18 protein-coding genes, 1 tRNA gene and 2 pseudogenes are annotated in these 21,172 nt (G+C 56.2%); 14 read left to right on the forward strand and 7 right to left on the reverse strand.

Annotation, left to right across the window (positions count from 1 at the left end):
- Nucleotides 1-250: 250 nt before the first annotated feature.
- On the reverse strand, nucleotides 251-865 hold the full coding sequence (msrQ, locus tag ACR0MI_RS23005) for a protein-methionine-sulfoxide reductase heme-binding subunit MsrQ (RefSeq protein ID WP_480855684.1): 615 nt from the start codon (nucleotides 863-865) through the stop codon (nucleotides 251-253).
- 4 nt (nucleotides 866-869) lie between these two features.
- Nucleotides 870-1,772, reverse strand: a complete 903-nt coding sequence (msrP, locus tag ACR0MI_RS23010; RefSeq protein ID WP_170610982.1) for a protein-methionine-sulfoxide reductase catalytic subunit MsrP — start codon at nucleotides 1,770-1,772, stop codon at nucleotides 870-872.
- Nucleotides 1,773-2,064: 292 nt separating this feature from the next.
- Between msrP and ACR0MI_RS23015 the strand changes: the two genes are divergently transcribed.
- The 3 genes and pseudogenes from ACR0MI_RS23015 (at nucleotide 2,065) to ACR0MI_RS23025 (ending at nucleotide 3,650) form a co-directional block, all read left to right on the forward strand.
- Nucleotides 2,065-2,880, forward strand: a complete 816-nt coding sequence (locus ACR0MI_RS23015) for a cyclase family protein (RefSeq protein WP_170610985.1) — start codon at nucleotides 2,065-2,067, stop codon at nucleotides 2,878-2,880.
- Between the two features lie 190 nt (nucleotides 2,881-3,070).
- A pseudogene (locus tag ACR0MI_RS23020) lies at nucleotides 3,071-3,385 on the forward strand (NAD(P)H-dependent oxidoreductase); the annotation flags it as partial.
- A 16-nt stretch (nucleotides 3,386-3,401) separates the two neighbouring features.
- Nucleotides 3,402-3,650, forward strand: a complete 249-nt coding sequence (locus ACR0MI_RS23025) for a hypothetical protein (protein ID WP_480855693.1) — start codon at nucleotides 3,402-3,404, stop codon at nucleotides 3,648-3,650.
- A 132-nt stretch (nucleotides 3,651-3,782) separates the two neighbouring features.
- On the opposite strand, the gene ACR0MI_RS23030 is transcribed toward ACR0MI_RS23025, so the two are convergent.
- The 3 genes from ACR0MI_RS23030 to ACR0MI_RS23040 form a co-directional block, all read right to left on the reverse strand.
- Nucleotides 3,783-5,801 (reverse strand): acyltransferase family protein, encoded by a 2,019-nt coding sequence (locus ACR0MI_RS23030; RefSeq protein WP_170610991.1) that lies wholly within the window; start codon nucleotides 5,799-5,801, stop codon nucleotides 3,783-3,785.
- Nucleotides 5,802-5,924: 123 nt separating this feature from the next.
- A complete protein-coding gene (gene clpB, locus ACR0MI_RS23035) occupies nucleotides 5,925-8,543 on the reverse strand; it encodes an ATP-dependent chaperone ClpB (RefSeq protein ID WP_170610993.1) in 2,619 nt (872 codons plus the stop codon).
- Nucleotides 8,544-8,671: 128 nt separating this feature from the next.
- Nucleotides 8,672-8,992 (reverse strand): hypothetical protein, encoded by a 321-nt coding sequence (locus tag ACR0MI_RS23040; protein ID WP_170610996.1) that lies wholly within the window; start codon nucleotides 8,990-8,992, stop codon nucleotides 8,672-8,674.
- Nucleotides 8,993-9,141: 149 nt separating this feature from the next.
- Between ACR0MI_RS23040 and pyrF the strand changes: the two genes are divergently transcribed.
- Nucleotides 9,142-9,846 carry an orotidine-5'-phosphate decarboxylase gene (gene pyrF, locus ACR0MI_RS23045; RefSeq protein ID WP_170610999.1) on the forward strand — a complete coding sequence of 235 codons (705 nt, stop codon included), beginning with the start codon at nucleotides 9,142-9,144 and terminating at the stop codon, nucleotides 9,844-9,846.
- Between the two features lie 597 nt (nucleotides 9,847-10,443).
- Nucleotides 10,444-11,697: a DNA polymerase IV gene (locus ACR0MI_RS23050; RefSeq protein ID WP_170611002.1), complete on the forward strand. Its 1,254-nt coding sequence runs from the start codon at nucleotides 10,444-10,446 to the stop codon at nucleotides 11,695-11,697.
- A gap of 2 nt (nucleotides 11,698-11,699) precedes the next feature.
- Here ACR0MI_RS23050 and ACR0MI_RS23055 read toward each other — a convergent pair whose 3' ends face one another.
- Entirely contained in the window at nucleotides 11,700-12,560 is an 861-nt protein-coding gene (locus ACR0MI_RS23055; RefSeq protein ID WP_170611005.1) for an N-formylglutamate amidohydrolase, read from the reverse strand.
- 147 nt (nucleotides 12,561-12,707) lie between these two features.
- On the opposite strand from ACR0MI_RS23055, the gene ACR0MI_RS23060 reads away from it, so the two are divergent.
- The 9 genes and pseudogenes from ACR0MI_RS23060 to ACR0MI_RS23100 all read left to right on the forward strand — a co-directional run bounded on the left by ACR0MI_RS23060 (nucleotide 12,708) and on the right by ACR0MI_RS23100 (nucleotide 20,090).
- Nucleotides 12,708-12,782, forward strand: a tRNA-Val gene (locus tag ACR0MI_RS23060).
- Between the two features lie 93 nt (nucleotides 12,783-12,875).
- Nucleotides 12,876-13,001 (forward strand): type B 50S ribosomal protein L36, encoded by a 126-nt coding sequence (ykgO, locus tag ACR0MI_RS23065; RefSeq protein ID WP_005648635.1) that lies wholly within the window; start codon nucleotides 12,876-12,878, stop codon nucleotides 12,999-13,001.
- Nucleotides 13,002-13,114: 113 nt separating this feature from the next.
- Nucleotides 13,115-14,275: a WD40/YVTN/BNR-like repeat-containing protein gene (locus ACR0MI_RS23070; protein WP_480855689.1), complete on the forward strand. Its 1,161-nt coding sequence runs from the start codon at nucleotides 13,115-13,117 to the stop codon at nucleotides 14,273-14,275.
- 193 nt (nucleotides 14,276-14,468) lie between these two features.
- Nucleotides 14,469-15,485 (forward strand): Fe(3+) ABC transporter substrate-binding protein, encoded by a 1,017-nt coding sequence (locus tag ACR0MI_RS23075; RefSeq protein ID WP_170611010.1) that lies wholly within the window; start codon nucleotides 14,469-14,471, stop codon nucleotides 15,483-15,485.
- A gap of 115 nt (nucleotides 15,486-15,600) precedes the next feature.
- Complete coding sequence (locus ACR0MI_RS23080; RefSeq protein WP_170611012.1) at nucleotides 15,601-16,155, forward strand: XRE family transcriptional regulator; 555 nt, start codon at nucleotides 15,601-15,603, stop codon at nucleotides 16,153-16,155.
- The gene (locus tag ACR0MI_RS23085) at nucleotides 16,152-16,670 is read left to right on the forward strand and encodes a GNAT family N-acetyltransferase (RefSeq protein WP_170611015.1); all 519 of its coding nucleotides are present in this window, start codon (nucleotides 16,152-16,154) and stop codon (nucleotides 16,668-16,670) included. Before ACR0MI_RS23080 ends, ACR0MI_RS23085 begins: the two co-directional genes overlap by 4 nt.
- A 156-nt stretch (nucleotides 16,671-16,826) precedes the next feature.
- Nucleotides 16,827-18,014 carry an integrase arm-type DNA-binding domain-containing protein gene (locus ACR0MI_RS23090; protein WP_170817422.1) on the forward strand — a complete coding sequence of 396 codons (1,188 nt, stop codon included), beginning with the start codon at nucleotides 16,827-16,829 and terminating at the stop codon, nucleotides 18,012-18,014.
- Nucleotides 18,015-18,293: 279 nt separating this feature from the next.
- Nucleotides 18,294-18,644, forward strand: a pseudogene (locus tag ACR0MI_RS23095) (adenylate/guanylate cyclase domain-containing protein); the annotation flags it as partial.
- A 54-nt stretch (nucleotides 18,645-18,698) separates the two neighbouring features.
- A complete protein-coding gene (locus ACR0MI_RS23100) occupies nucleotides 18,699-20,090 on the forward strand; it encodes a hypothetical protein (RefSeq protein ID WP_480442432.1) in 1,392 nt (463 codons plus the stop codon).
- A 375-nt stretch (nucleotides 20,091-20,465) separates the two neighbouring features.
- On the opposite strand, the gene ACR0MI_RS23105 is transcribed toward ACR0MI_RS23100, so the two are convergent.
- On the reverse strand, nucleotides 20,466-21,172 hold a 707-nt coding region (locus tag ACR0MI_RS23105; protein WP_480442431.1), incomplete at its 5' end, for a hypothetical protein.

The raw sequence follows: 21,172 nt of genomic DNA on the forward strand, positions 1-21,172 counted from the left end.
AGGCCGTCTCCCCGACCCGTCAGCACCGCCTCAGCAGCGCCGGTGAAGGGGGTTCTAAGCATAACACTTATCAGCCGCAAGCGAAAAAACAGAAGAAATCGAAAAAAGTTTGAGCAACAAATTTTCTCATTTAAAAACATATTATTAAGTCGATGCTACGCTCGAAAAACTACAGACGACGGCATGGAAACGCACTAAATCCAGACAGCAAGACATTTATCCACAAGCTTGCCCACAGACTCGCCCTTGGTCAGGCAGAGTCTGCCGTCCTGAACCGCATCAAGGCTTCGGTCATCGGAAGGCGCAAAGCCAGAAGACCAACGATCAAGCCCAGATAAACCAGCGGCTCGATCTGAAATCCCTTTGCCAACATCACATAGTGTAGCCCGCCCAGAATTGCCGCCGGATAGACAAGACGGTGCAGCTTGCGCCAAACCGGACCCAAATGCCGGACTGACCAATTGTTCGAGGTCAGCGCGAGCGGCAGTAAAAACAAGAAGCCAGCCATCCCGACAGTAATATAAGGGCGCTTGAGTATATCCGCCCAGATTTGACCCGGCACCTGTACGTCCAAAACAAGCCAGACCAGCAAGTGAAAACTGACATATCCTAATGTCAGAACACCGATCGCCCTGCGGAATTTCATCAGGTTCAGGCCCAGATGCCTGCGCAGCGGAGTGATCGCCAGTCCGAAAATCAACAACTGAAGAGCCATTTCGCCATATTCGTGCTCCAAGGCTTCAATAGGCTCCACGCCAAGACCTCCGGTCAATCCCTGATAAAACAACCAGGGTGCCGGCAGGAAACCGACCAGATAGACCAGCCAGACCGGGATTCGTCGCAGGTGTTGATTCAAAAACTGCATGGTCTCAGTAGTTTTTCGCCAGATCCATGCCTTCGTAAAGACCGGCAACCTCTGTTTCATAACCATTGAACATCAGCGTGGGCTCGCGTTTTGCAAAAAGCCCGCCTCCGATGCGGCGCTCAGCGGCCTGCGACCAGCGCGGGTGATCCACATTCGGATTAACGTTACTATAGAATCCATACTCACGCGGGTTCGACATGTTCCAGCTGGTTGGTGGCTGCGTGTCTGTCAGCGTTATTCGGACAATCGACTTGATGGATTTGAAGCCGTATTTCCACGGAACCACCAGACGCAGGGGTGCGCCATTCTGGTTCGGGATCGGCTTGCCATAGATGCCGGTCGCCATGATCGTCAACGGATGCATGGCTTCATCCAGACGCAACCCTTCGCGATAGGGCCACTCCAGGATCGGGTATTGCACCCCCGGCATTTCGTCGGGGCGATAGGCGGTTTCGAATGCCACGTATTTGGCGCCCTCCTGAACCCCTGCCATGGCCAGCAGATCAGCCAACTCGAACCCGTTCCAGGGGATAACCATTGACCACGCCTCGACGCAACGGAAACGGTAGATACGCTCCTCTACCGTCATTTCTGACATGATCTCCTTGAAGTCGTATTCGCCGGGGCGATCAACCAGACCATCTATCTTCACGCTCCATGGTTCGGTTTTCAGCGAAGCGGCATACTTTGCCGGGTCATCCTTGCCCGTGCCGAACTCATAGTAGTTGTTGTATGAGGTGATCTCTTCCCACGTGTTGGGCTCAAGCGTGTTCTGTGCAGCCGCAGGCTTTGTCATCGCTGTCAATCCGACACCGGCCAGACCGGCCATGACCTGCCGCCGGTTCAGAAACGCCGACTTCGGGGTGACGTCTGCATGTGTCAGTGTGTTTCTCCAGCGATACGCCATTTGGGTCTCCATAATCCGTATTTCCCGGGCTCGGGATCGCCCGCTCATACCACATTGTCACCGCTATATACGCTCCAATCTGATGACATTCTCGCAAGCTGACGCAGCTGTTACCCGTGTTACAGGGTGGATGGGCGGCCAAGATCCACAACGCTTTCATCTGGGCGCAATTTGATCGGCCCGTTGAAAAGCCTTCTCTTTACAAAGCAAATGCCGAGCGCGCAGTCTGTATCATGCTGTCAGATGCGAAATTGTCGCCTATGGAAATGACAGCCTGAAAGGGAGAGGACTAATGTGTGACATCTGCGTAGTTAACGCGGTCAAGGACCGCATGCTGTCAAGACGGGGATTCTTCAAGGCCGCGGCAGCCTCTGGCGCGGCAATTGCCGCAACGGGCGCGACCGCGCCTGCCGCTCTGGCCCTTGGGCATGGCAAGGTCGAAGATATGACCCATACACTAAGTGCTGATTTCCCAACCTGGGGAGGTGACCCCGGTTTTGCCGGTGATCAGGTTTTCAATTTTGGGGAACACGGGTTTAACCTTTTCAATCTTACAATCAACGAGCATACCGGCACGCATATCGACGCCCCACTGCATTTTTCCGCGGATGGCCTGTCTGTTGATGAAATACCGGTGACGGATCTTGTTGCCCCGCTCTGCGTGGTCGACATCGCAGCACGGGCCGCCGAAGATGCCGACACGCTGCTTACCCCGGACGATCTGAAAGCGTGGATTGCAGCCAACGGCGACATTCCTGACGGAGCCTGCGTGGCAATGCATTCAGGTTGGGCGGGAAAGACAGCCACCGATGAGTTCCGCAATTTTGACGGCGAGGCCCAGCATTACCCAGGCTTTCACGTTGAAGCCGCGCAGATGCTGATGGAGGAGACCGGCGCACGCTCGATTGCGGTAGACACTTTGTCGTTGGACCACGGGATGTCGGCGGACTTTGCAACTCATTACGCCTGGCTTCCTTCCGGACGTTTCGGAATTGAATGCCTTGCCGGGCTTGATCTGGTACCTGCTTCGGGTGCGACCCTCGTCATAGGCGCGCCAAAACATGCAGGCGGGACAGGAGGACCCGCACGAATTTTTGCACTGATCTGACGACACCGGGACGATCAATAAAGGGCTCGCCGCGATGGTGAGCCCTTGCTGCTTGGGCAATTGCTTCAGCGAGACCTAAGCAGCCAATCGATTGAAGCCGCCTGAACCAAACATGTTTTGTCTTGACCTAAACCTACCTTGAGCAATCAGGGTGCATTCGAAGACCGGATAGCTATAGAAGGATTCGCATGTGCATGTCCTGACAATTCTTGATCATCCAGATCCCAACTCATTCACCGTCGCTGCGGCGCGGAGTTTTATGGAAGGTGCGACAGCGGCCGGTCACACCACCGAGCTTGGCGACCTGCATGCAGAAGGTTTTGATCCGCGCTGGTCCATGGCCGATGTAGAAGGAAATCTGGCCTCCGACGCGCTGTCAGACGTTGTTGCCGAGCAGTCGCGAATTGCGCGCGCCGACACAATCTGTCTGGCTTTTCCCCTGTTTTGGTGGGGAATGCCGTCCATGATGAAAGGCTGGGTTGATCGCGTATGGACCTGGGGGTGGGCGTATGACCAATTGAATGATCCAGAGAAATCGCACCGGAGTACTGTTGGTACCGGCAGGGGCCCGATCCGACGAAATGGAAAGCGCCGGGTATCTTCAGGCGCTGGAAACAAGCTGGATGCAGGGTACCTTTGGGTATTTTGGGTTTTCACCACGCAAGCTTGTTATTCTTCACGGGTCGACCGGGTCGGAATCCCGGCGAAAGGCTCTGCTGGAAAAGTGCTACACTATCGGCCAGACCTTGCCCGCGCCTGAGAACCACTAGGATAAATATCAGCTCGTGGTATGGCTTGTTTGAACTCAATTGCGACAGCCGGAGCAATTTGATCGCCGCCCAAACCCGATCAGAATTTCAGACAAGATTGTTTGAATAGCCTGATAAACACTTACTTAAACGTCAGTGCATATTCTCTTTCAAATGCTCCACCATCAAGCTGGCAGAACTGGTTGCGGCTTCCAGAGACGAATGGGAATGTTCATCGCGGTAGAGTACGATCCCATCCTCACCAAAGTAGTTACAAACCGGCCCTGGGCAATAAAAGTCGAACAGGTCCACAAAGATCGCAGTTTCGTTTTCCTCAAGCGTTGACAGTTCGGTGCGGACCCCGCCAACCCGTTTGAGAGTTTGCTCGCGCGTCAGGTAGTGGCATGGACCGCCATTGGGCGCAAACCACTGGGCAACTGCCACCTCGGGTGTGCACCGAGCCTCGCGGACAAGAGGCAAAGGACCAACAATTGCGAGCGAGATATCTTGTTCATTCAATTCACGGGCAAACCGCTGAATACCTTCCAAGTAACGCTGCAGAACCACGTCATCCTTCCCGCCTGAGCCGTACGAAAGCCCGCCAAGATCGCTAAGCATCAGAAACACATCCCCGGCACGAAGTTCACGCACCAATTCAGGCACTGCGTCTTCCCAATAGTGTTGATTGGCTTCTTTCCATGGTCCATTGTAACCAAGCTCAGGCACTGGCTGTGCGCCCCAACTGGAGGTTAACAGAACCGCCCAGTCTTCGGTTTCCGAAATCTCTCGAAATGCACCGCCAAAGGCGACTGAGAACGAGTTTCCGACTACCAGTATGCGCTTTTCAGCCGTTTCCCAAGAACCGAAGACGCAGCCTTCAATTGGAATGGACCTCCCGACCTCGGTTGCGTCTCTGATAATACAAGGCCTTCCCTGCCAGACAGAACCATCATTTGCCTTCAACGGCGCCTCGAGGGTCGCCGGACCTCGTTGAGCAAGCGCCGGAGACACGCCGGAGTACAGGTTCCGGCTCACATCTTCTGACAAGACCCAAATGGCAATCAACGTTGTGACCAGCGCGGAGGACCCAACCAGGTAACCCGGCATTCTGGCTGCGGTCCACTTGGAATGGCGCAGAGGATTCTCGACAAACCGGTAGGACAGCGTAGCGGCCCCAAACATCACGAGAACAAAAAACGGTGCAGTGATCGCGGTAAGCCCGATCGTCCATTTGGCCAGAACGGCAACTGGCCAATGCCACAGGTACAGCGAGTATGAGATCTTACCGACCCAGCGAAGCGGCGTATTCGAAAGCGCCTTCGAGAAGGTTCCGGTCCGGACGGGGAACAGCAACAAGGTCGCCGACAAGACAACGGCAATGACCGTTGCAAAGTTGCGATTCAAGTCGACCTGTAAGGCAAACAAGATCAGCAACAGCCCCAGACAAACCGGAACGATCAGAGAGTTAAAACGCTGCGGTCGCCAATGTCTGATCAGCACGGCAATGGCCACACCCAGTCCCAGTTCCCAGGCCCGGAAGTAGATCATGTAAAAGGTGCCCACCGGATCCGTCTTTGCATACATCATGTACGCACCAAGCGACGCCAAGCAAAACACCGCCAATACCGTGATTGATATCAGGTTCACCCTGCGCGGCAAAGCTGCTGACAGCGACAACCACGCAGCAAGTGGAAAGAGTATGTAGAATTGTTCTTCAACACCAAGGGACCAGGTGTGTGTGAACAGGTTGAGATCCAGCAACCTGCCGAAATAGTCAAATTGCTGATTATAAAAGAAAAAATTTGAAAGCCCGACAGACGCCCAAAATGCGGTTTTTGTGTTGTCCTCCATGTCCTGAATAAAGAACGAACCCACTAGTGAGGACAGCAGAAGACACACAAACAAAGCCGGCGCCAGCCGCTTGAAGCGGCGCGCAAAGAAATGAGAAGCATTGGGCCAGAACTTCGTCCAATCCCAATCGATGACGGATCGGGCGATGACAAATCCGGAAATCACGAAAAAGACATCGACACCCAGGAATCCGTAAGGAAGAAGATCGAGGCCGAGATGATCAATCAATACAGCCAGAACAGCAACGCCGCGAAGACCTTCAATATCTCCGCGAAACTTGGATGGCTCCCCGCCGGGGCCATGGATTTCTGTCTGTTGCATGCTGGTTATCCGAGATTGCCCTGCGTGATTGCCGTGAGTGAGCGATATGCGGTTTACCAGACTTTTAGTCAAAAAGACAAATAACCGCCAATATGGCGGTTATTTATCAGTTCAAATGTCAGATCAGTGCACCACGGCATCATCCGGGCGGGGCCGTTCCGACGTTCCCAGCCGGTCACCGATGATCAGGCCATCGGCCCCTGCCGTCACCGGAACAGTCTCGCCATCCTTGATCTCACCAGCCAGCAGGGCTTCGGCGAGCGGGTTCTGCAGTGCACGTTGGATCACGCGCTTGAGCGGGCGCGCACCGAAGACCGGATCGTAGCCTTCGTTCGCCAGCCATTCCTTCGCACCATCGTCCAAAGCCAGCTCGATCTTGCGGGCAGCCAGACGTTTTTGCAGGCGCGCCATCTGGATATCGACGATGCCATCCATATCGGCCCGCTTGAGGCGGTCGAAGATGATGGTCTCATCCAGACGGTTCAGGAACTCGGGTCGGAAATGCGCCCGGACTGCATCCATCACGTCACGCCGCGCCTGCGCGCTGTCCGCGCCCTCGGGCAACTGGCTCAGGGCCTGCGACCCAAGGTTCGACGTCAGGATAATCAGCGTCTGCTTGAAGTCTACCGTGCGGCCCTGACCATCGGTCAGGACGCCATCGTCCAGAACCTGCAACAACACGTTGAAGACATCCGGGTGCGCTTTTTCGACTTCATCGAACAGCACGACCTGATAAGGCCTGCGCCGCACGGCTTCGGTCAGCACACCACCTTCGTCATAACCGACATAGCCCGGAGGGGCACCGATCAGACGGGCGACCGCGTGTTTCTCCATGAACTCGGACATGTCGATGCGCACCATCGCGTTGTCATCGTCGAACAGGAAGTTCGCCACGGCCTTGGTCAGTTCGGTCTTACCCACACCGGTCGGGCCGAGGAACAGGAACGAGCCCAGTGGGCGGCCTTCGTCATTCAGACCGGCACGGGCCCGGCGAACGGCGTTGGCCACGGCAGTGACCGCCGCATCCTGACCGATCACGCGGGAATGCAGATCATCTTCCATCCGCAGCAGCTTCTCACGCTCGCCCTCCAGCATTTTCGAGGTCGGGATACCGGTCCAGCGCTCGACCACCGAAGCGATCTGTTCTGGGCGCACCGTTTCCTCGGCCATCATCTCGCTGCTTTCGGCGTTCTCGGCCTCGGTCAACTTCTTTTCAAGCTCGGGGATGACGCCGTAAGACAGCTCACCCGCTTTGGCGAGGTTGCCTTCGCGCTTGGCGATCTCCAAGTCAGCCCGCGCTTTGTCGAGTTGTTCTTTCAGATCCCGCGCGCCTGCCAGCTTGTCGCGTTCTGCCTGCCACTGGGCGGTCATCTCAGCGGATTTCTCCTGCAGGTCGGCCAGGTCCTTTTGCAAGGTTTCCAGACGATCCTTGGAGGCCGCATCATCCTCAAGCTTCAGCGCCTCTTCCTCGATCTGCATCTGCAGAATCTGGCGATCCAGCTGATCGAGCTCCTCGGGCTTGGAATCCACCTCCATCCGCAGACGCGACGCCGCCTCATCGACAAGGTCGATGGCCTTATCGGGCAGGAAGCGGTCGGTGATATAGCGATGCGACAAAGTCGCCGCCGAGACCAGCGCCGAGTCCGAGATGCGCACGCCATGGTGCAGCTCGTATTTCTCCTTGATGCCGCGCAGAATGCTGATCGTGTCCTCGACCGACGGCTCCTGCACCATCACAGGCTGAAACCGGCGCGCAAGGGCCGCGTCTTTTTCGACGTACTTGCGGTATTCGTCCAGCGTGGTCGCACCGATACAATGCAACTCACCCCGGGCAAGCGCGGGCTTGATCAGGTTGGCGGCATCCATCGCGCCTTCGGATTTACCCGCACCGACCAGCGTGTGCATCTCATCGATGAACAGGATGATCTCACCAGCGGCCTCGGTCACCTCGGTCAGAACCGCCTTGAGACGTTCCTCGAACTCACCGCGATACTTCGCACCGGCAATCAGCGCGCCCATGTCGAGCGCCAGCAGTTTCTTGTCCTTCAGCGATTCCGGCACATCACCATTGATAATGCGCAGGGCCATGCCCTCGGCAATCGCGGTTTTACCGACACCGGGCTCCCCGATCAGAACCGGGTTGTTCTTGGTGCGACGCGACAGAACCTGCATCGAGCGGCGTATTTCCTCATCCCGCCCGATGATCGGGTCGATCTTGCCCTCAGCGGCCGCCTCGGTCAGGTCGCGCGCGTATTTCTTGAGCGCGTCATAGCCCTCTTCAGCCGACGCGGTGTCAGCGGTGCGCCCCTTGCGGATATCGTTGATTGCCTCATTCAGCTTTTGGGCGGATACGGCACCGGCTTCCAACGCCTCTTTGGCCTTGGATTTCACCATGCACAGCGCCATCAGAACACGCTCAACCGGCACAAAGCTGTCGCCTGCTTTGGTGGCGAGCTTCTCGGCCTCGGCCAACACCTTGGCAGTCTGGCCGTCCATGTAAATCTGGTTCGCGTCGCCGCTGACTTTTGGAATCTTGCCCATTGCGGTGTCCAGCGCCTCGACCACACGGCCTGGCGCGCCACCCGCGCGCGTGATCAGATTGCTTGCCAGCCCCTGATCATCATCCATCAATGCTTTGAGTATATGTGTGGGCTCCAACCTCTGATGCCCTTCGCGCAGCGCAATGGTCTGCGCGGCCTGCACGAATCCCCGTGCCCGCTCGGTGAACTTATTCAAGTCCATATTATTCTCCTTTTCTCAAGCGCCCTGAATGTGATGCGCCCGCTTGGCGGCACGCTTCGGTCTGGGCCTCACATTCAATTTGGGAAATGTCTTCACGGCTTCAAGGGGCCAGGTTTCAATATTCGGCCTTATCCCCGCGGTATTGAGTAAACCGTGTAGCCGCCGGTCTCAGCCATTTGCCTGGCTTCGTACATGTCCAAAAGCGATTGCGCCGCATCGCTGCCCGTCGGGCACGACACCAGATCGGCGGTATGATCCAAAAATTCGACGGTAAATGCGGTCTCGCCTGTGAGCTGGCACCAGTCATCCTCTGATCGATATCCACGCACCAGCAGCAGATCATCATTGGTCGGGGCCGGGGCAGCGCCTGTGTCAGGTGTATTGACGCGCGGCGCCTCATCACACGCGAAAAGCGCCAGGGCCGCCCCAAGCAAAATCAGTTTCTTCATATCGCGGTTCCCTATTCATTATCACGAATTGGCAGGATCATAGCACAGAGTTGAATCCGCTAAGTGATTTGCATCACCCGGTTATCATGCATGGACAGAGCGTACCGAACCCGTTAGGACGCAGACGTTTGCCAAATAGGAGCCTGCCCATGTCCGATGACCGCCTGATCGTTGCCCTTGATGTTCCAAATGCCCTGCAAGGGCTGGCCATGGCCGAGCGGCTGGGCGACAGCGTTTCGTTCTACAAGATCGGGTTGGGAATGCTGACCGGAGGCGGATTGGCCCTGGCCAATGAGCTGAAGCAGGACCACGGCAAACGCATCTTTCTGGACATGAAGCTGTTCGACATCGGCAACACGGTGGAAAACGCAGTCCGCGGGTTGGCGCAATTTGATCTGGATTTCCTGACCGTGCATGGCGATCCGCACGTGGTTCGTGCGGCCAAAGAAGGGGCGGCAGGCAAAGACCTCAGGATTTTGGCGGTAACGATCCTGACTTCGCTGAACCGGGATGACCTGGATGCCAGCTTGCTGAAAGACGGAACAGTGCAGGAACTGGTCGTTGAACGTGCCGCGCGCGCGCTGGAAGCCGGGGCCGACGGGGTCATTGCAAGTCCGCAGGAAGCAGCCCTGATCCGCGCCCTGCCCCAGGCCGAAGGTCGGCTGATAGTCACACCTGGTGTCCGCCCTGCAGGGGCCGCTTTGGGCGACCAGAAACGCGTGGCCACACCTGCCAGCGCCATCGGCGACGGGGCCGATCATATCGTGGTTGGCCGTCCGATTTATCAAGCTGACGACCCAAAAGCAGCAGCCGAGGCCGTTTTGGCAGAGCTAAATTCTTTGACCAGAACCTAATCTGGCATGGATGATTGACGTAGCCGATACAGCCAAATCGGCTCGCAACGCCTTGACCTTAGGTCAATTTTGTTGACAGCCGCGCCAAATCGTCCCTGTGCCTGAAAACACACATGAAAAACACAAGTTCACAACGCAGGCTCTCAGCTCTGTCGTAATTGTAAGTTTTGCGCGATTCTGTAGGGGTATACTCCCCAACGGGCCATTTCTTCCTGAGGTCCGTTACCTCCCCCCGCGCAAGTGCGGGGGGTCTTCTTTGGCAAAATCCAGGTCTCCCATCACTGCGCGACGCCCGACAAGAGGTCCCGCAATCAGTGGCGTTTACCGGATGCGCAACCACTTCAAAAATCTCTCCTATGGCGCAATCCGCAAGGACATCATGGCCTTCGCGCCGACGCGGCGAAGATCTCAGGAACCCGTTTGAGGAATACTCCGTAAGTCGTTTTGCTGAATCACCACCGATTCTGGTTCAGAAAACAGCACCGCCTTTTGCCGTGTCGAAATCCATGTGCCGCTTTTGCTTTGTTCTGAACCACGTTAGAATTTAGCGGATTGCTCGGGCGAACCAAGCCCGCGCCGGGCCGGGAAGTGACTGAAATGCCTGCTCTCTGTCAGGATTGCCTTACACAAATGGAAGCCGGAAGCAGGTGCCCGTCCTGCGGCAGCCCGCGCGTCAAATCGCATCCGGAGCTTTTTGAGCTGAACATCGCGCACATGGACTGCGATGCCTTCTATGCCTCGGTCGAAAAAAGGGACAATCCAGAACTCGCAGATAAGCCGGTTATCATTGGCGGCGGCAAACGCGGGGTCGTGTCCACCGCCTGCTATGTGGCACGCATTCGGGGCGTGCGATCGGCCATGCCGATGTTCAAGGCATTGCAGCTGTGCCCCGACGCGGTGGTCATCAAACCGCGCATGTCGGTTTATGCGGACGTGTCACGTCAGATCCGGTCGATGATGGATGAACTGACCCCGATTGTGGAGCCATTGTCGCTGGATGAAGCCTTTATGGACCTGTCTGGAACCTATCGCCTGCACGGCGCCCCACCAGCGGTGATGCTGGCGCGGTTGGTCAAGCGCATGAAAGATGAGCTGGGCCTGACCGGGTCAATCGGACTAAGTCACAACAAGTTTCTGGCCAAGGTTGCATCCGACCTTGATAAACCACGCGGATTTTCAGTGATCGGCAAGGCCGAGACTGCAGAATTCCTGCACAACAAGCCCGTGCGGCTGATCTGGGGCATTGGCCCTGCGGCCCAGGACTCTCTGGATCGGGCTGGTATTCGCAGTTTTGCCGATTTGTTGCGTTGGGATCAGGAGGCTTTGACCGCACGGTTCGGGTCGATGGGTTATCGGCTGTGGCACCTGGCGCGCGGGCAGGACAAGCGCCGCGTTTCCGGCAATGAGCCGATGAAATCAATCAGCAATGAAACGACTTTCTTCGAGGATACGGCCAGTATCGACATTCTGGACGGGCATTTGTGGCGTATGTCCGAGAAAGTGGCCGACAGGGCCAAGGCCAAGGGGTTGGCGGGACGGGTCGTTACACTGAAACTCAAGAAGGCCAATCACAAGATCATCACACGGCGCGTTTCCCTGCGCGACGCGACTCAGATCGCCGACCGCATCTATCGAACGGCGCGTGGGCTTTTTGATCAGGTCGGAGATCAGGGACCATATCGCCTGCTTGGTTGCGGATTGTCGGATCTGTGCCCCGAGCACCAGGCCGATATTTCGGGCGACCTGCTGGACCCCGGTGCGGCAAAGCGGTCACAGGCAGAGCGGGCCACAGATGAAATCCGACGACGTTTTGGATCTGAGGCGATCGTGAAAGGGCGCGCGTTGCGCTAGGGCTATTCGGCAGCCAGACGGGCCGGTTCGGCGCCGATGCAGGCAATCTCTGAGATCACATCGCGCAGTATGGCGCGGAATTCATCGAAATTTTCGCTGGGCTCAATGGTGTCTTCGTTCATATAAAGCGACCGGTCGATTTCAATCTGAACCGCATGTTGATGACGCACGGGGCGACCATAGGTCTGGGTCACGTAAGCACCGGCAAACGGGGCATTGCGCGCTACATTCAACCCGGCAGATTCAAAGGCAGCTTCGATTCGATCGACGACCTCACCAGTCGCTGATGCCCCAAACCGGTCGCCCAGAACAATTTCCGGCCGTTTGGACTGTGCATTGCTGGCCATGGCGACGGCTTCATGTGGCATCGAATGGCAATCGATCAAAATAGCCTGCCCAAATGCCTCGTGCGATTCTGACAAAAGGGACTTCAGGCGTGCGTGATACGGGCGCCAGCATGTGTCGATCCGCAGGCGCGCTTCGTCCATCGTCAGTTTCCCGCGATAGATGGCCCGACCGTTGGCAACGACGCGCGGAATCACACCCAACCCGGACGCAACACGCGGGTTGTGACCATGTCTGCGCGCGCCTTCGATCAGGGCCGGATCCAGTTCATCGGCACTGCGATTCAGATCCAGGTATGCGCGCGGCATTGCAGCCGATATCAGCGGCGCACCAAATTCGGATGCCGGGGCAAACAGCTGATCGACAAAAGCATCCTCCGAGGATCGAATCACGCTTGGGCTTAACACTGTCTTCTTGAGCAGGGACTCAGGGTAGACGCGCCCGCTGTGTGGAGAGGAAAACACCACGCATGACGTACGCTTGACGGGCAATTCCAGTATATAGGCTGCGTTCGACATGGTGACTCCTTGTTCGCACTCAACATAGACCGGAAAATAGTTCTTCCAAACCCCTTGAACCCCTTTGCGACTCCTTTTATAGACCCCGCTACCGGCGCGGGGTTCCGCGCCCCATTTCGTTATGGGGCACATCTCGCAAAGGTAAGTGGGCGGTTAGCTCAGCGGTAGAGCACTTCGTTGACATCGAAGGGGTCACAAGTTCGATCCTTGTACCGCCCACCATCGTTTTCACTGCTTCGGGTCTGACCCGGGGCACCCGCTAACCCAGGCGCTGGCCACGTCTCTGATGAAGGCGCCGCAGATTGGAGACAGACCATGAAGGTCAAGAACTCGCTCCGCTCGCTCAAGAACCGGCACCGTGACTGCCGTGTTGTGCGTCGCAAAGGCCGCGTCTACGTGATCAACAAGACGCAGCGCAAGTTCAAAGCTCGCCAGGGCTAAGAACTGCATTGAACCGCTAAAAGAAACCGCGCCGTTGAGCGCGGTTTTTTTGTTGTCTGCATTAGTCCCCACAACATGGTACGCTTGCCTCATTTGATCGGAGCGCGAATTCCATGAGAGGACAAGGCGTCGACATATTGGTCGGAACGACCAAAGGAACATTCATCATCACCAGCGACCACGACAGGTCGAATTGGAAAGTTTCAGGCCCGCATTGCGATGGCTGGCCGATAAACCATGTGATCGGCGACGCAGAAACGGGCTTGCTTTGGGCGGGTGGCGGCAGCGATTGGCACGGTGCGGGCATCTGGCGGTCTGAAGACGGTGGAGAAACTTGGGAAGTGACAAGGCTTACCACCGGTCAGAGGGACGAATGGGCCAGCAATGACCCTGCTGTCGCCAAGATGGTCGGCTGGACCGGTGAACCTATGCCTTTCACCGACGCATTTTCACAAATCTGGTCGCTGAGCTACGGGCACGGCACGTTGTATGCAGGCGCCAAACCAGCGCGTTTGCTGACCAGCCATGACAACGGGCGGACGTGGGAGAGTGTCGAAGGCCTTACCAACCATCCTTCAGCGCCGGACTGGAATCCAGGGGGCGCCGGTTTGGTATTGCACACAATCCTGACAAACCCGGGTGAAAGCCAAAAACTCTGGGTCGGCATCTCAGCGGCGGGGGTCTTTGCGTCAGAAGACGGGGGCAAGAATTGGGAACGGCGCAACCGCCTGTCCAACGCGGAAAGCTGTGATCACCTCAATCATCCCGCGGCCCCAAGAGATGGTGAGACAGGCCATTGCGTGCACAACATGGTGAGGGCCCCGAAGACCACGGACTTGTTGTACCAACAGAATCACCACGGGGTCTGGCGCTCGGCCGACGGGGGGCGCAGTTGGGAGGATATTACCGAGGGCCTTCCATCGACTTTCGGGTTTCCAATTCACGTTCATCCGCGAGATCCCGGCACGATCTGGACTTTACCCCTGAACGGCGACAGCATCGGCCGCTATCCACCCGACGCAGCAGCAGCGGTTTGGAAATCCACTGACGGCGGCGCGACATGGCAAGATCAACGGCACGGGCTGCCGCAGGAAAGCTGCTATTTTACGGTACTGCGTCAGGCTATGGCCGGAGACAGCCGAGATCCCGCAGGGGTATATTTTGGAACAAACAGTGGGTCTGTTTTTGCGACCGGTGATGAAGGGGACACCTGGAACGAAGTGGCCCGACATTTGCCGACCATTCTCTCAGTTGAGGTTCTGGACCACGAATAGATCATTCGTGGCGACGAGGTACTGATCTATTCACGGCCAGCGGCTCGAATGGTCATGAAGAGTGCGAAGATACAAGCTGCGCCATTTTGACCGAGTAAATTTGTCAGATTTCCTTGCATCCTCCTGAGAATCGTATAATTGACCAATTCAGTCGGATAACGATCCGCTACAACTTCAATCGTTGGGAAATATGATGCTGAAATCCTCTACATGCGTTGCTGCCGCTCTGACGGCCCTGATTGCAACCTCCGCCACCGCTGACGGCGAGCTGAACCTTTATTCTTCGCGCCACTACGACACGGATGAGCGTCTTTACACCGATTTTGAAGATGCCACCGGGATCACCATCAATCGCATCGAAGGCAAGGCAGACGAACTGATCGCTCGGATGGAAGCCGAAGGCGCAAATTCTCCGGCCGATATCCTGCTGACAGTTGACACATCACGCCTTGCGCGCGCCAAGAACGCAGGCATTCTGCAGACCGTGGACAGCGAAGTTCTGGAAGACCGCATTCCGGCAAATCTTCAGGACGAAGACAATCAATGGTATGGATTTTCGCAGCGCGCCCGCATCATCTTCTTTGACAAGGAAGGCGTCGCCAACCCGCCGGCTACTTACCTGGACCTGGCCAAACCCGAATTCAAAGGTCAAGTCTGCATTCGTTCGTCCAGCAATACCTACAACCAAACCCTGCTGGCCTCTATCATTACCAACCACGGCGCGGAAGAAGCCAAAAAATGGGCCGAAGGTGTCGTTGCCAACATGGCGCGTGACCCACAGGGTGGTGACACGGACCAACTCCGCGGCATCGTTTCGGGTGAATGCGAAATCGCGGTGTCCAATTCCTACTATTTCGCACGTGCCTTACGAAAGGACGTGAAGGGCCTGAGCGACCAGATTGACATGATCGGCGTGCAATTCCCCGCTCAGGACGCCGAAGGCGCGCATATGAACCTTTCTGGCGCGGGCGTTGCGGCACACGCCCCGAACAAGGAAAACGCAATCAAGTTTCTTGAATATCTTGCCAGCGAACAGGCTCAGGAATACTTCTCGTCCGGCAATGACGAATTCCCGGCCGTTGAAGGTGTTGCTCTGGCTGAGCCGGTCGCTGCTCTGGGTGAGTTCAAGGCTGATAGTGTCAACCTGTCCGAAGTTGCCAAGAACATTCCGGATGCGCAGAAGATCTTCAATGAGGTCGGCTGGAAATAAGCTGGCTCCATTCGAGCGGGAACGAGGCGCGGTCAGACGCGCCTCTTTTTCTGTTGATTAAGACTAAAAATCTGCCAATATTCCCAAATAAGGGAAAACTTCTCGATTCTGAAAAATGCTGGATAATATCTCGAACCGACTTGCAAGCCAGCTGAGTGAACTGCGCAAAAGACAGGGCTGGTCCCTGGACCAGCTGGCCAGCCGCAGCGGACTTAGCCGGGCGACCCTGTCCCGCCTGGAAAAAGGCGATGTCAGCCCGACGGCGGAAAGCCTTGGGCGTTTGTGCGCGGCCTACCGGTTGCCCATGTCCCGGCTTTTAATGATGGTCGAAGACAGTTTCGACCCCAAAATTCCGTTCGAACGACAGGCCGAATGGCGCGATCCGGAAACCGGTTTCACACGGCGCTCGGTTTCACCGCCCGCACCCGGGCTTAGCGGTGAAGTTCTGGAATGTCACTTGCCGCGGAACACCGTGATTTCCTATGACGCACCCCCCAATCCGGGGCAAGAACACCATTTAGTCGTATTGGACGGCGGCCTTTCCCTGACGCTGGATGAAACAACACATGAACTGGCCGGAGGAGATTGTCTGCGGTATCACCTGTCTGGCCCGACCCGGTTTGAAACAGGCGCACTGAAAGGCGCGCGTTATATTCTGGTGTTGTTGTGATACAGCGGCTTGACGAAAACAGCTTTGAAGCCGCCCTGCCCGATCTCAGCGAGATTCTCCACGCCTGCGTTCATGCAGGGGCCAGTATTGGCTTCATTCTCCCTTTTTCCCACGAGGATGCGCGGGCGTATTGGCTGGACAGGATACTGCCGGACTTACAGGCCGGTCTTTTGGATCTGTTTGTGTTTCTGGACCGGGGCCGCGTTTTGGGTACGGTCCAGCTTGTCCCTGCAGCGATGCCAAACCAACCGCATCGCGCGGATGTAGCCAAGTTGCTGGTTCACCCTGATGCAAGAAGGCGCGGTCTTGGGCGAAAACTGATGGCAGCGCTTGAGGGGCGTGCGATCGAACGCGGCAGATCCGTATTGGTTCTGGATACGCGCAGCACAGACCCTTCCAGAATCTTGTACCAAAGCATTGGGTTCCGGAGCGCCGGGGAAATCCCAAATTACTGCCGCAACCCCTTTGAAGACCGCCTGGAACCCACAACGTTCATGTTCAAATTGCTGGAGTAAGAACGGCGCATGAGAGTTGTCGAACCCACAGTTCAATGTTTTGCTTATCATCAGTGAGTTTAGAAGATCTTGTGGTGCGGGTGGAGGGCAACATGTTTATGTTGCCACATGTTGCAAATGAGCCCACCCAAGATGGGGGCCTAGTTGGGGGCCTGAATGGCAAAACTATCTGCAGTAAAAATAAAAAGCGCTCCCGTCGGTGCAAAGCTACAAGACGGTGACGGGCTGTTGTTCATCAAAGGCAAGAACGGCGGGAAGTGGAAATTCCGGTTCTCGTTCGGCGGCAGACGGCGAGAAATGGGGCTAGGTTCTTTTCCAGAGGTGTCTTTGGCTGACGCTCGAAAGCTAAGGATGCATTGGGCCGGTGTTCTCGCTATTGGCTCAGATCCGATTGCGGAGCGAGAGCGCCAGCGCCTTGAAGCTGAGAATAGCCAGAACGATCCGACATTCGAAGAAATGGCCGAAGTGGTATTCGAGGGACGCAAGGAGCGGCTGCGCGGCGACGGTGATAGAGGGCGCTGGTTCTCCCCATTGCGCCTGCATGTGATCCCTAAGATCGGAAAGCGCAGGATTAGCACACTGCACCAGCGAGATATTCATGACGCTCTTAAACCGATCTGGCGCACCAAGCACGAAACGGCAGACAAGGCGATGTACCCGACGCGCATGGTTCTGAGGCAAGCAAAGCTTATGGGCTACGATGCAGAGCCGTTCATATGTGACGCGGCCCGGCACATGCTTGGCTATGTCGAACGGGCTCAAAAGCCCCTGCCCGCGACACCATGGCAAGAGATCCCGGATCTTTATGCTCGGCTGGACAAGGAACACCCGTCTTACCTGGCTTTGCGCTTTACGATCCTGACGGCGGCGCGCTGGATGCCGGTCCACGGTGCCCAGTTTGAAGAAATTGACGGTGATGTGTGGACAGTCCCGAAAGAGCGAATGAAGGGCCAGCGGGGCAAAGTTCAGGATTTCCGCATCCCACTATCGACCGAGGCCATGAATGTGGTTGAGATATGCCGCGAACTGCGCCGCAATGACTTCCTGTTCCCGAGTCCGAGGACAAACAAAGGCATCAGCAACGTGGCCATGACAAAGGTTCTGAATCGCATTAATGAAGCGGGTCGAATCCACGGCTTCCGGTCGTCATTCAGGATGTGGATTCAGGATAATGAAACGGCCAGCTTCGAGGTCGCGGAAACGGCACTAGCCCACGCTATCGGCAACAAGGTCGAGCGGGCCTATGCGCGTTCAGATCTGCTCGAAAAGCGCCGCATCCTAATGCAGAAATGGGCCGATTTCGTCATCCAGGCGGAAAGCAAGATTGTGCAGCTTCGCGGCTAGATCGGCGGCGGCTCCGTCCGTTTTCGACGCAACTTTTTGTGCACTCTGGGGGCAAGACCTAAATTCAAGTACATTTTCAACGGCAGCTTCACACCAATTGCGGACGCTCGAAAAAATTTGGGCTTTGACCGAATTGCGGACAGAGTCGACATTCGAAGCTGCTCGTTAACGCGCATAGAAAAATCTCACCATTAGGCTAAACTCAGTCACTGAGAGGTTCTTATGGAACGACGGTTGGCCACAATCCTCGCTGCGGATGCTGTCGCATATTCAAGGCTAATGGGCGAGGACGAGGAAGCGGCTCTGGCCGAACTGACGGTCTGCCGGGAACTGATTGACGCGCAAATTTCAAGCCATGGCGGTCGGATCTTCGGTAGTGCCGGGGACAGCGTGGTGGCTGAATTTTCCAGCCCGGTCAAAGCGGTACAGGCGGCATTGGCTGCACAGGGGGATATGGCCCGGCGCGCCGCGGAAAGCCCAGGGCCCAAACGGCTGCAGTTTCGCATTGGTATTCATCTTGGTGATGTAATGGTCCGGGGTGATAACTTGCTGGGTGATGGGGTCAATGTTGCTGCGCGGCTCGAGGCCTTGGCGCCCCCCGGCGGGATCGTTGTATCGAAACCGGTTGCCGAAATGGTCATAGGAAAGCTGGATGTCGAGTTCGGGCATTCTGGCATCCACGAGTTGAAGAACATCACTCGAAGCGTGGAACTCTGGACTTGGCCAGCGGACAAGGCGGTTAAGCCGGTACCGCGGCGTGATAGTCGAAAATTGGGCGCCGTGGTTGCTGCAGCTGTTCTGGCGCTTGCAGGTTTGGCGTACCAGTTCTACCCAAAAGAAGAGGCCTATGCCCTGCCAACCGGACCAAAGGTGCTGATCCTACCCTTCGAGAATGTCGGCGGCGGTCCGCAGGACGACTATTTCAGCGATGGCCTGACCCGCGATATTAACGTGATGCTCGCCAAGTTCACCAACCTGTTCGTATTGGCGCCAGGGGCCGGCAAGGCATTCAGAGAAAATGCGGACTGCCAAGCGATCCGCGATGAGCTGGCTGTGGATTACATACTGGGTGGCACGGTGCAGCGTTCTGACGACAAGCTTCGCGTCACCACCACGTTTACCGATGCAAAAACTTGTCTGCAGCTTCAGGCTCCTGGCCCCTTTGAAAGCGACCTGAGCCTTGCGAGCGTTCTGGACGTGCAGGTGGAAGTCGCCAGCAAGATTGCCTCGCTTATCGGATCGAGCGATGCCCCATTGTTCAAGGCCGATGTTCTGAAAACGATCCGCGAAAAGGCGCCCGAAAGCCTCGATGCATATGAGTGCTTTATAACCGCACACTGGTTTTATCAGACCTTTGCACTGCCCGAGCACCGAAAGGCACGCGATTGTCTGCTGCGGACCGTGCGGGAAGAGCCAGGCTATTCATTGGGTTGGTCGCGCCTCGCGTACAACTACCTTGATTCAAAAAAGAACTCTTACGACCTTGATCCCGATTGGGCTCAGAAAAGCTTTGACGCGGTTCAACATGCCATCGAAGCAGATCCCGATAACCCAGATGCATATTACGCACTGGCAGTACGGAGCCGGTTGCTGGGTGAGAGCATGGATGTCTACCGTAAACATGCTGAGCGTGCGGTGGCACTGAACCCGAATGACTCTTGGATTCTAGCTGATCTGGGTATTTTCTTTGCCTATTCAGGTGATTTTGAAACGGGGTTGGCATGGATCGACCGGGCACGGGCGCTCAACCCAAAACTGCATTCGGGCTATACCTATGCGGCGCATCTGGATGCTATTTCTCGCGGTGATTACGAGGAAGCAATCAAAATACAGTTGGCTGCGGCGGGTAGATTGCCCATGAACAAAGCAAGTCTTGCGGCCAGCTATGCCCTAAATGGGCAGCAAAAGAAGGCTGAAGAGACCGTAGAATATATCAAACAGCAGTTCCCCGAATACCAGTCAGATCCGCGTGCACCGTTTCGCGCACGTGGGATGCCCAAAGAGCTTATTGACAAAATAATGGAAGGCCTGACCCTTGCTGGCTACCCGGTGCAACCGGAAGAGGCCACCAAGTGATGATACCGCGTGATCTTCAAACCAGCTATGATTTGCGGGCTTGCCGATCCTGTTCCGAACGTCTGCTTCGGGCGGGTATCGTTGAAAAACCCCAGTTTTGGCCAAAACCGGTGAAAAAACTACACATTGAGAGGCGGTTGAAGTTTTGGGCCAGGGGGTCGGCCAAAGCATTGGTTCCGCTATGTGAGAGGCTGTCATGGCCTACTCTGGGCAAGTGGTGCCAACATTGCTGACGCGATGGAAATCGCGAAAAAGCGAGTGGGCCAAAACTGGAGATTTTCAACACTATCCGGACAAACCGGCCTTTCACGGCAGCGCAGCATGTGGCAACTTTCGGAAGGGCTGCTTTGTGGCCCCAGCAATCATTTCCAGTATTTAGTTTGGGGGAAATATCCAAACGGTAAATTCGTCTGTATTCTTGGTGTTCCCCGTCTGCGCGAAAACGCTGAAAAAGTCGCCTAAGCGGCTATCAGGTTTTCCAGCATCGTAACACTTCACGCTGAATGGATCGACGTTAGCGCCCCGCGCTCGAAAAGGTCCGTAGCAACCAAACCGTTCATCGCCTAGTCTTTCAAACTTGTCCAGTGGAACGTTCTTCGGTCCGACGCTCACGCTGGCCGTTGTGACCGGCCCATCGTCCGCAGGAGTTCTTGGCGCAAAGAATGCAAGCCCCTTTAGTCCTTGGTTGCACGCAAGAGGTATTTTGTATTGCTTCTTGTATCCACTCGCTGCAGTGCTGTCGAAAACTACAGTGCGTTCGTTAAGCTTGTGTTTTCCAGTACAAACAACCGTCGATGTATCAACTGTGTACGTCGCACGTGCCGCACCGCTAAAATCTGGTGTGAGTGGAGCGCCCGAAGACGTTTTCACCAGAACTGGCTGCCTGATATCCCCGTCTTTGGCCGCAATTAGAACCGGCGCTGCAACGATTACCCCAGGGTAGACTAGAGCAGTTGCGGCCAGCGGTGTCGCTTCTTCGCAGCCTGACAGGAAAAGTAGGCAGGCAAGCGCACTCAGTGCTGACGTTGACCGCTTTGCCGCAATTGATCTGAGATTCAGCATTGCCCTGCAACCACCCCTCG

This window comes from Ruegeria sp. D4 (assembly GCF_056534475.1).

Bases quoted from the DNA above. Each gene is read 5' to 3' on its own strand.
- msrQ (WP_480855684.1), bottom strand. From the start codon at position 865: ATGCAGTTTTTGAATCAACACCTGCGACGAATCCCGGTCTGGCTGGTC.
- msrP (WP_170610982.1), bottom strand. From the start codon at position 1,772: ATGGCGTATCGCTGGAGAAACACACTGACACATGCAGACGTCACCCCG.
- ACR0MI_RS23015 (WP_170610985.1), top strand. From the start codon at position 2,065: ATGTGTGACATCTGCGTAGTTAACGCGGTCAAGGACCGCATGCTGTCA.
- ACR0MI_RS23025 (WP_480855693.1), top strand. From the start codon at position 3,402: ATGATCCAGAGAAATCGCACCGGAGTACTGTTGGTACCGGCAGGGGCC.
- ACR0MI_RS23030 (WP_170610991.1), bottom strand. From the start codon at position 5,801: ATGCAACAGACAGAAATCCATGGCCCCGGCGGGGAGCCATCCAAGTTT.
- clpB (WP_170610993.1), bottom strand. From the start codon at position 8,543: ATGGACTTGAATAAGTTCACCGAGCGGGCACGGGGATTCGTGCAGGCC.
- ACR0MI_RS23040 (WP_170610996.1), bottom strand. From the start codon at position 8,992: ATGAAGAAACTGATTTTGCTTGGGGCGGCCCTGGCGCTTTTCGCGTGT.
- pyrF (WP_170610999.1), top strand. From the start codon at position 9,142: ATGTCCGATGACCGCCTGATCGTTGCCCTTGATGTTCCAAATGCCCTG.
- ACR0MI_RS23050 (WP_170611002.1), top strand. From the start codon at position 10,444: ATGCCTGCTCTCTGTCAGGATTGCCTTACACAAATGGAAGCCGGAAGC.
- ACR0MI_RS23055 (WP_170611005.1), bottom strand. From the start codon at position 12,560: ATGTCGAACGCAGCCTATATACTGGAATTGCCCGTCAAGCGTACGTCA.
- ykgO (WP_005648635.1), top strand. From the start codon at position 12,876: ATGAAGGTCAAGAACTCGCTCCGCTCGCTCAAGAACCGGCACCGTGAC.
- ACR0MI_RS23070 (WP_480855689.1), top strand. From the start codon at position 13,115: ATGAGAGGACAAGGCGTCGACATATTGGTCGGAACGACCAAAGGAACA.
- ACR0MI_RS23075 (WP_170611010.1), top strand. From the start codon at position 14,469: ATGCTGAAATCCTCTACATGCGTTGCTGCCGCTCTGACGGCCCTGATT.
- ACR0MI_RS23080 (WP_170611012.1), top strand. From the start codon at position 15,601: ATGCTGGATAATATCTCGAACCGACTTGCAAGCCAGCTGAGTGAACTG.
- ACR0MI_RS23090 (WP_170817422.1), top strand. From the start codon at position 16,827: ATGGCAAAACTATCTGCAGTAAAAATAAAAAGCGCTCCCGTCGGTGCA.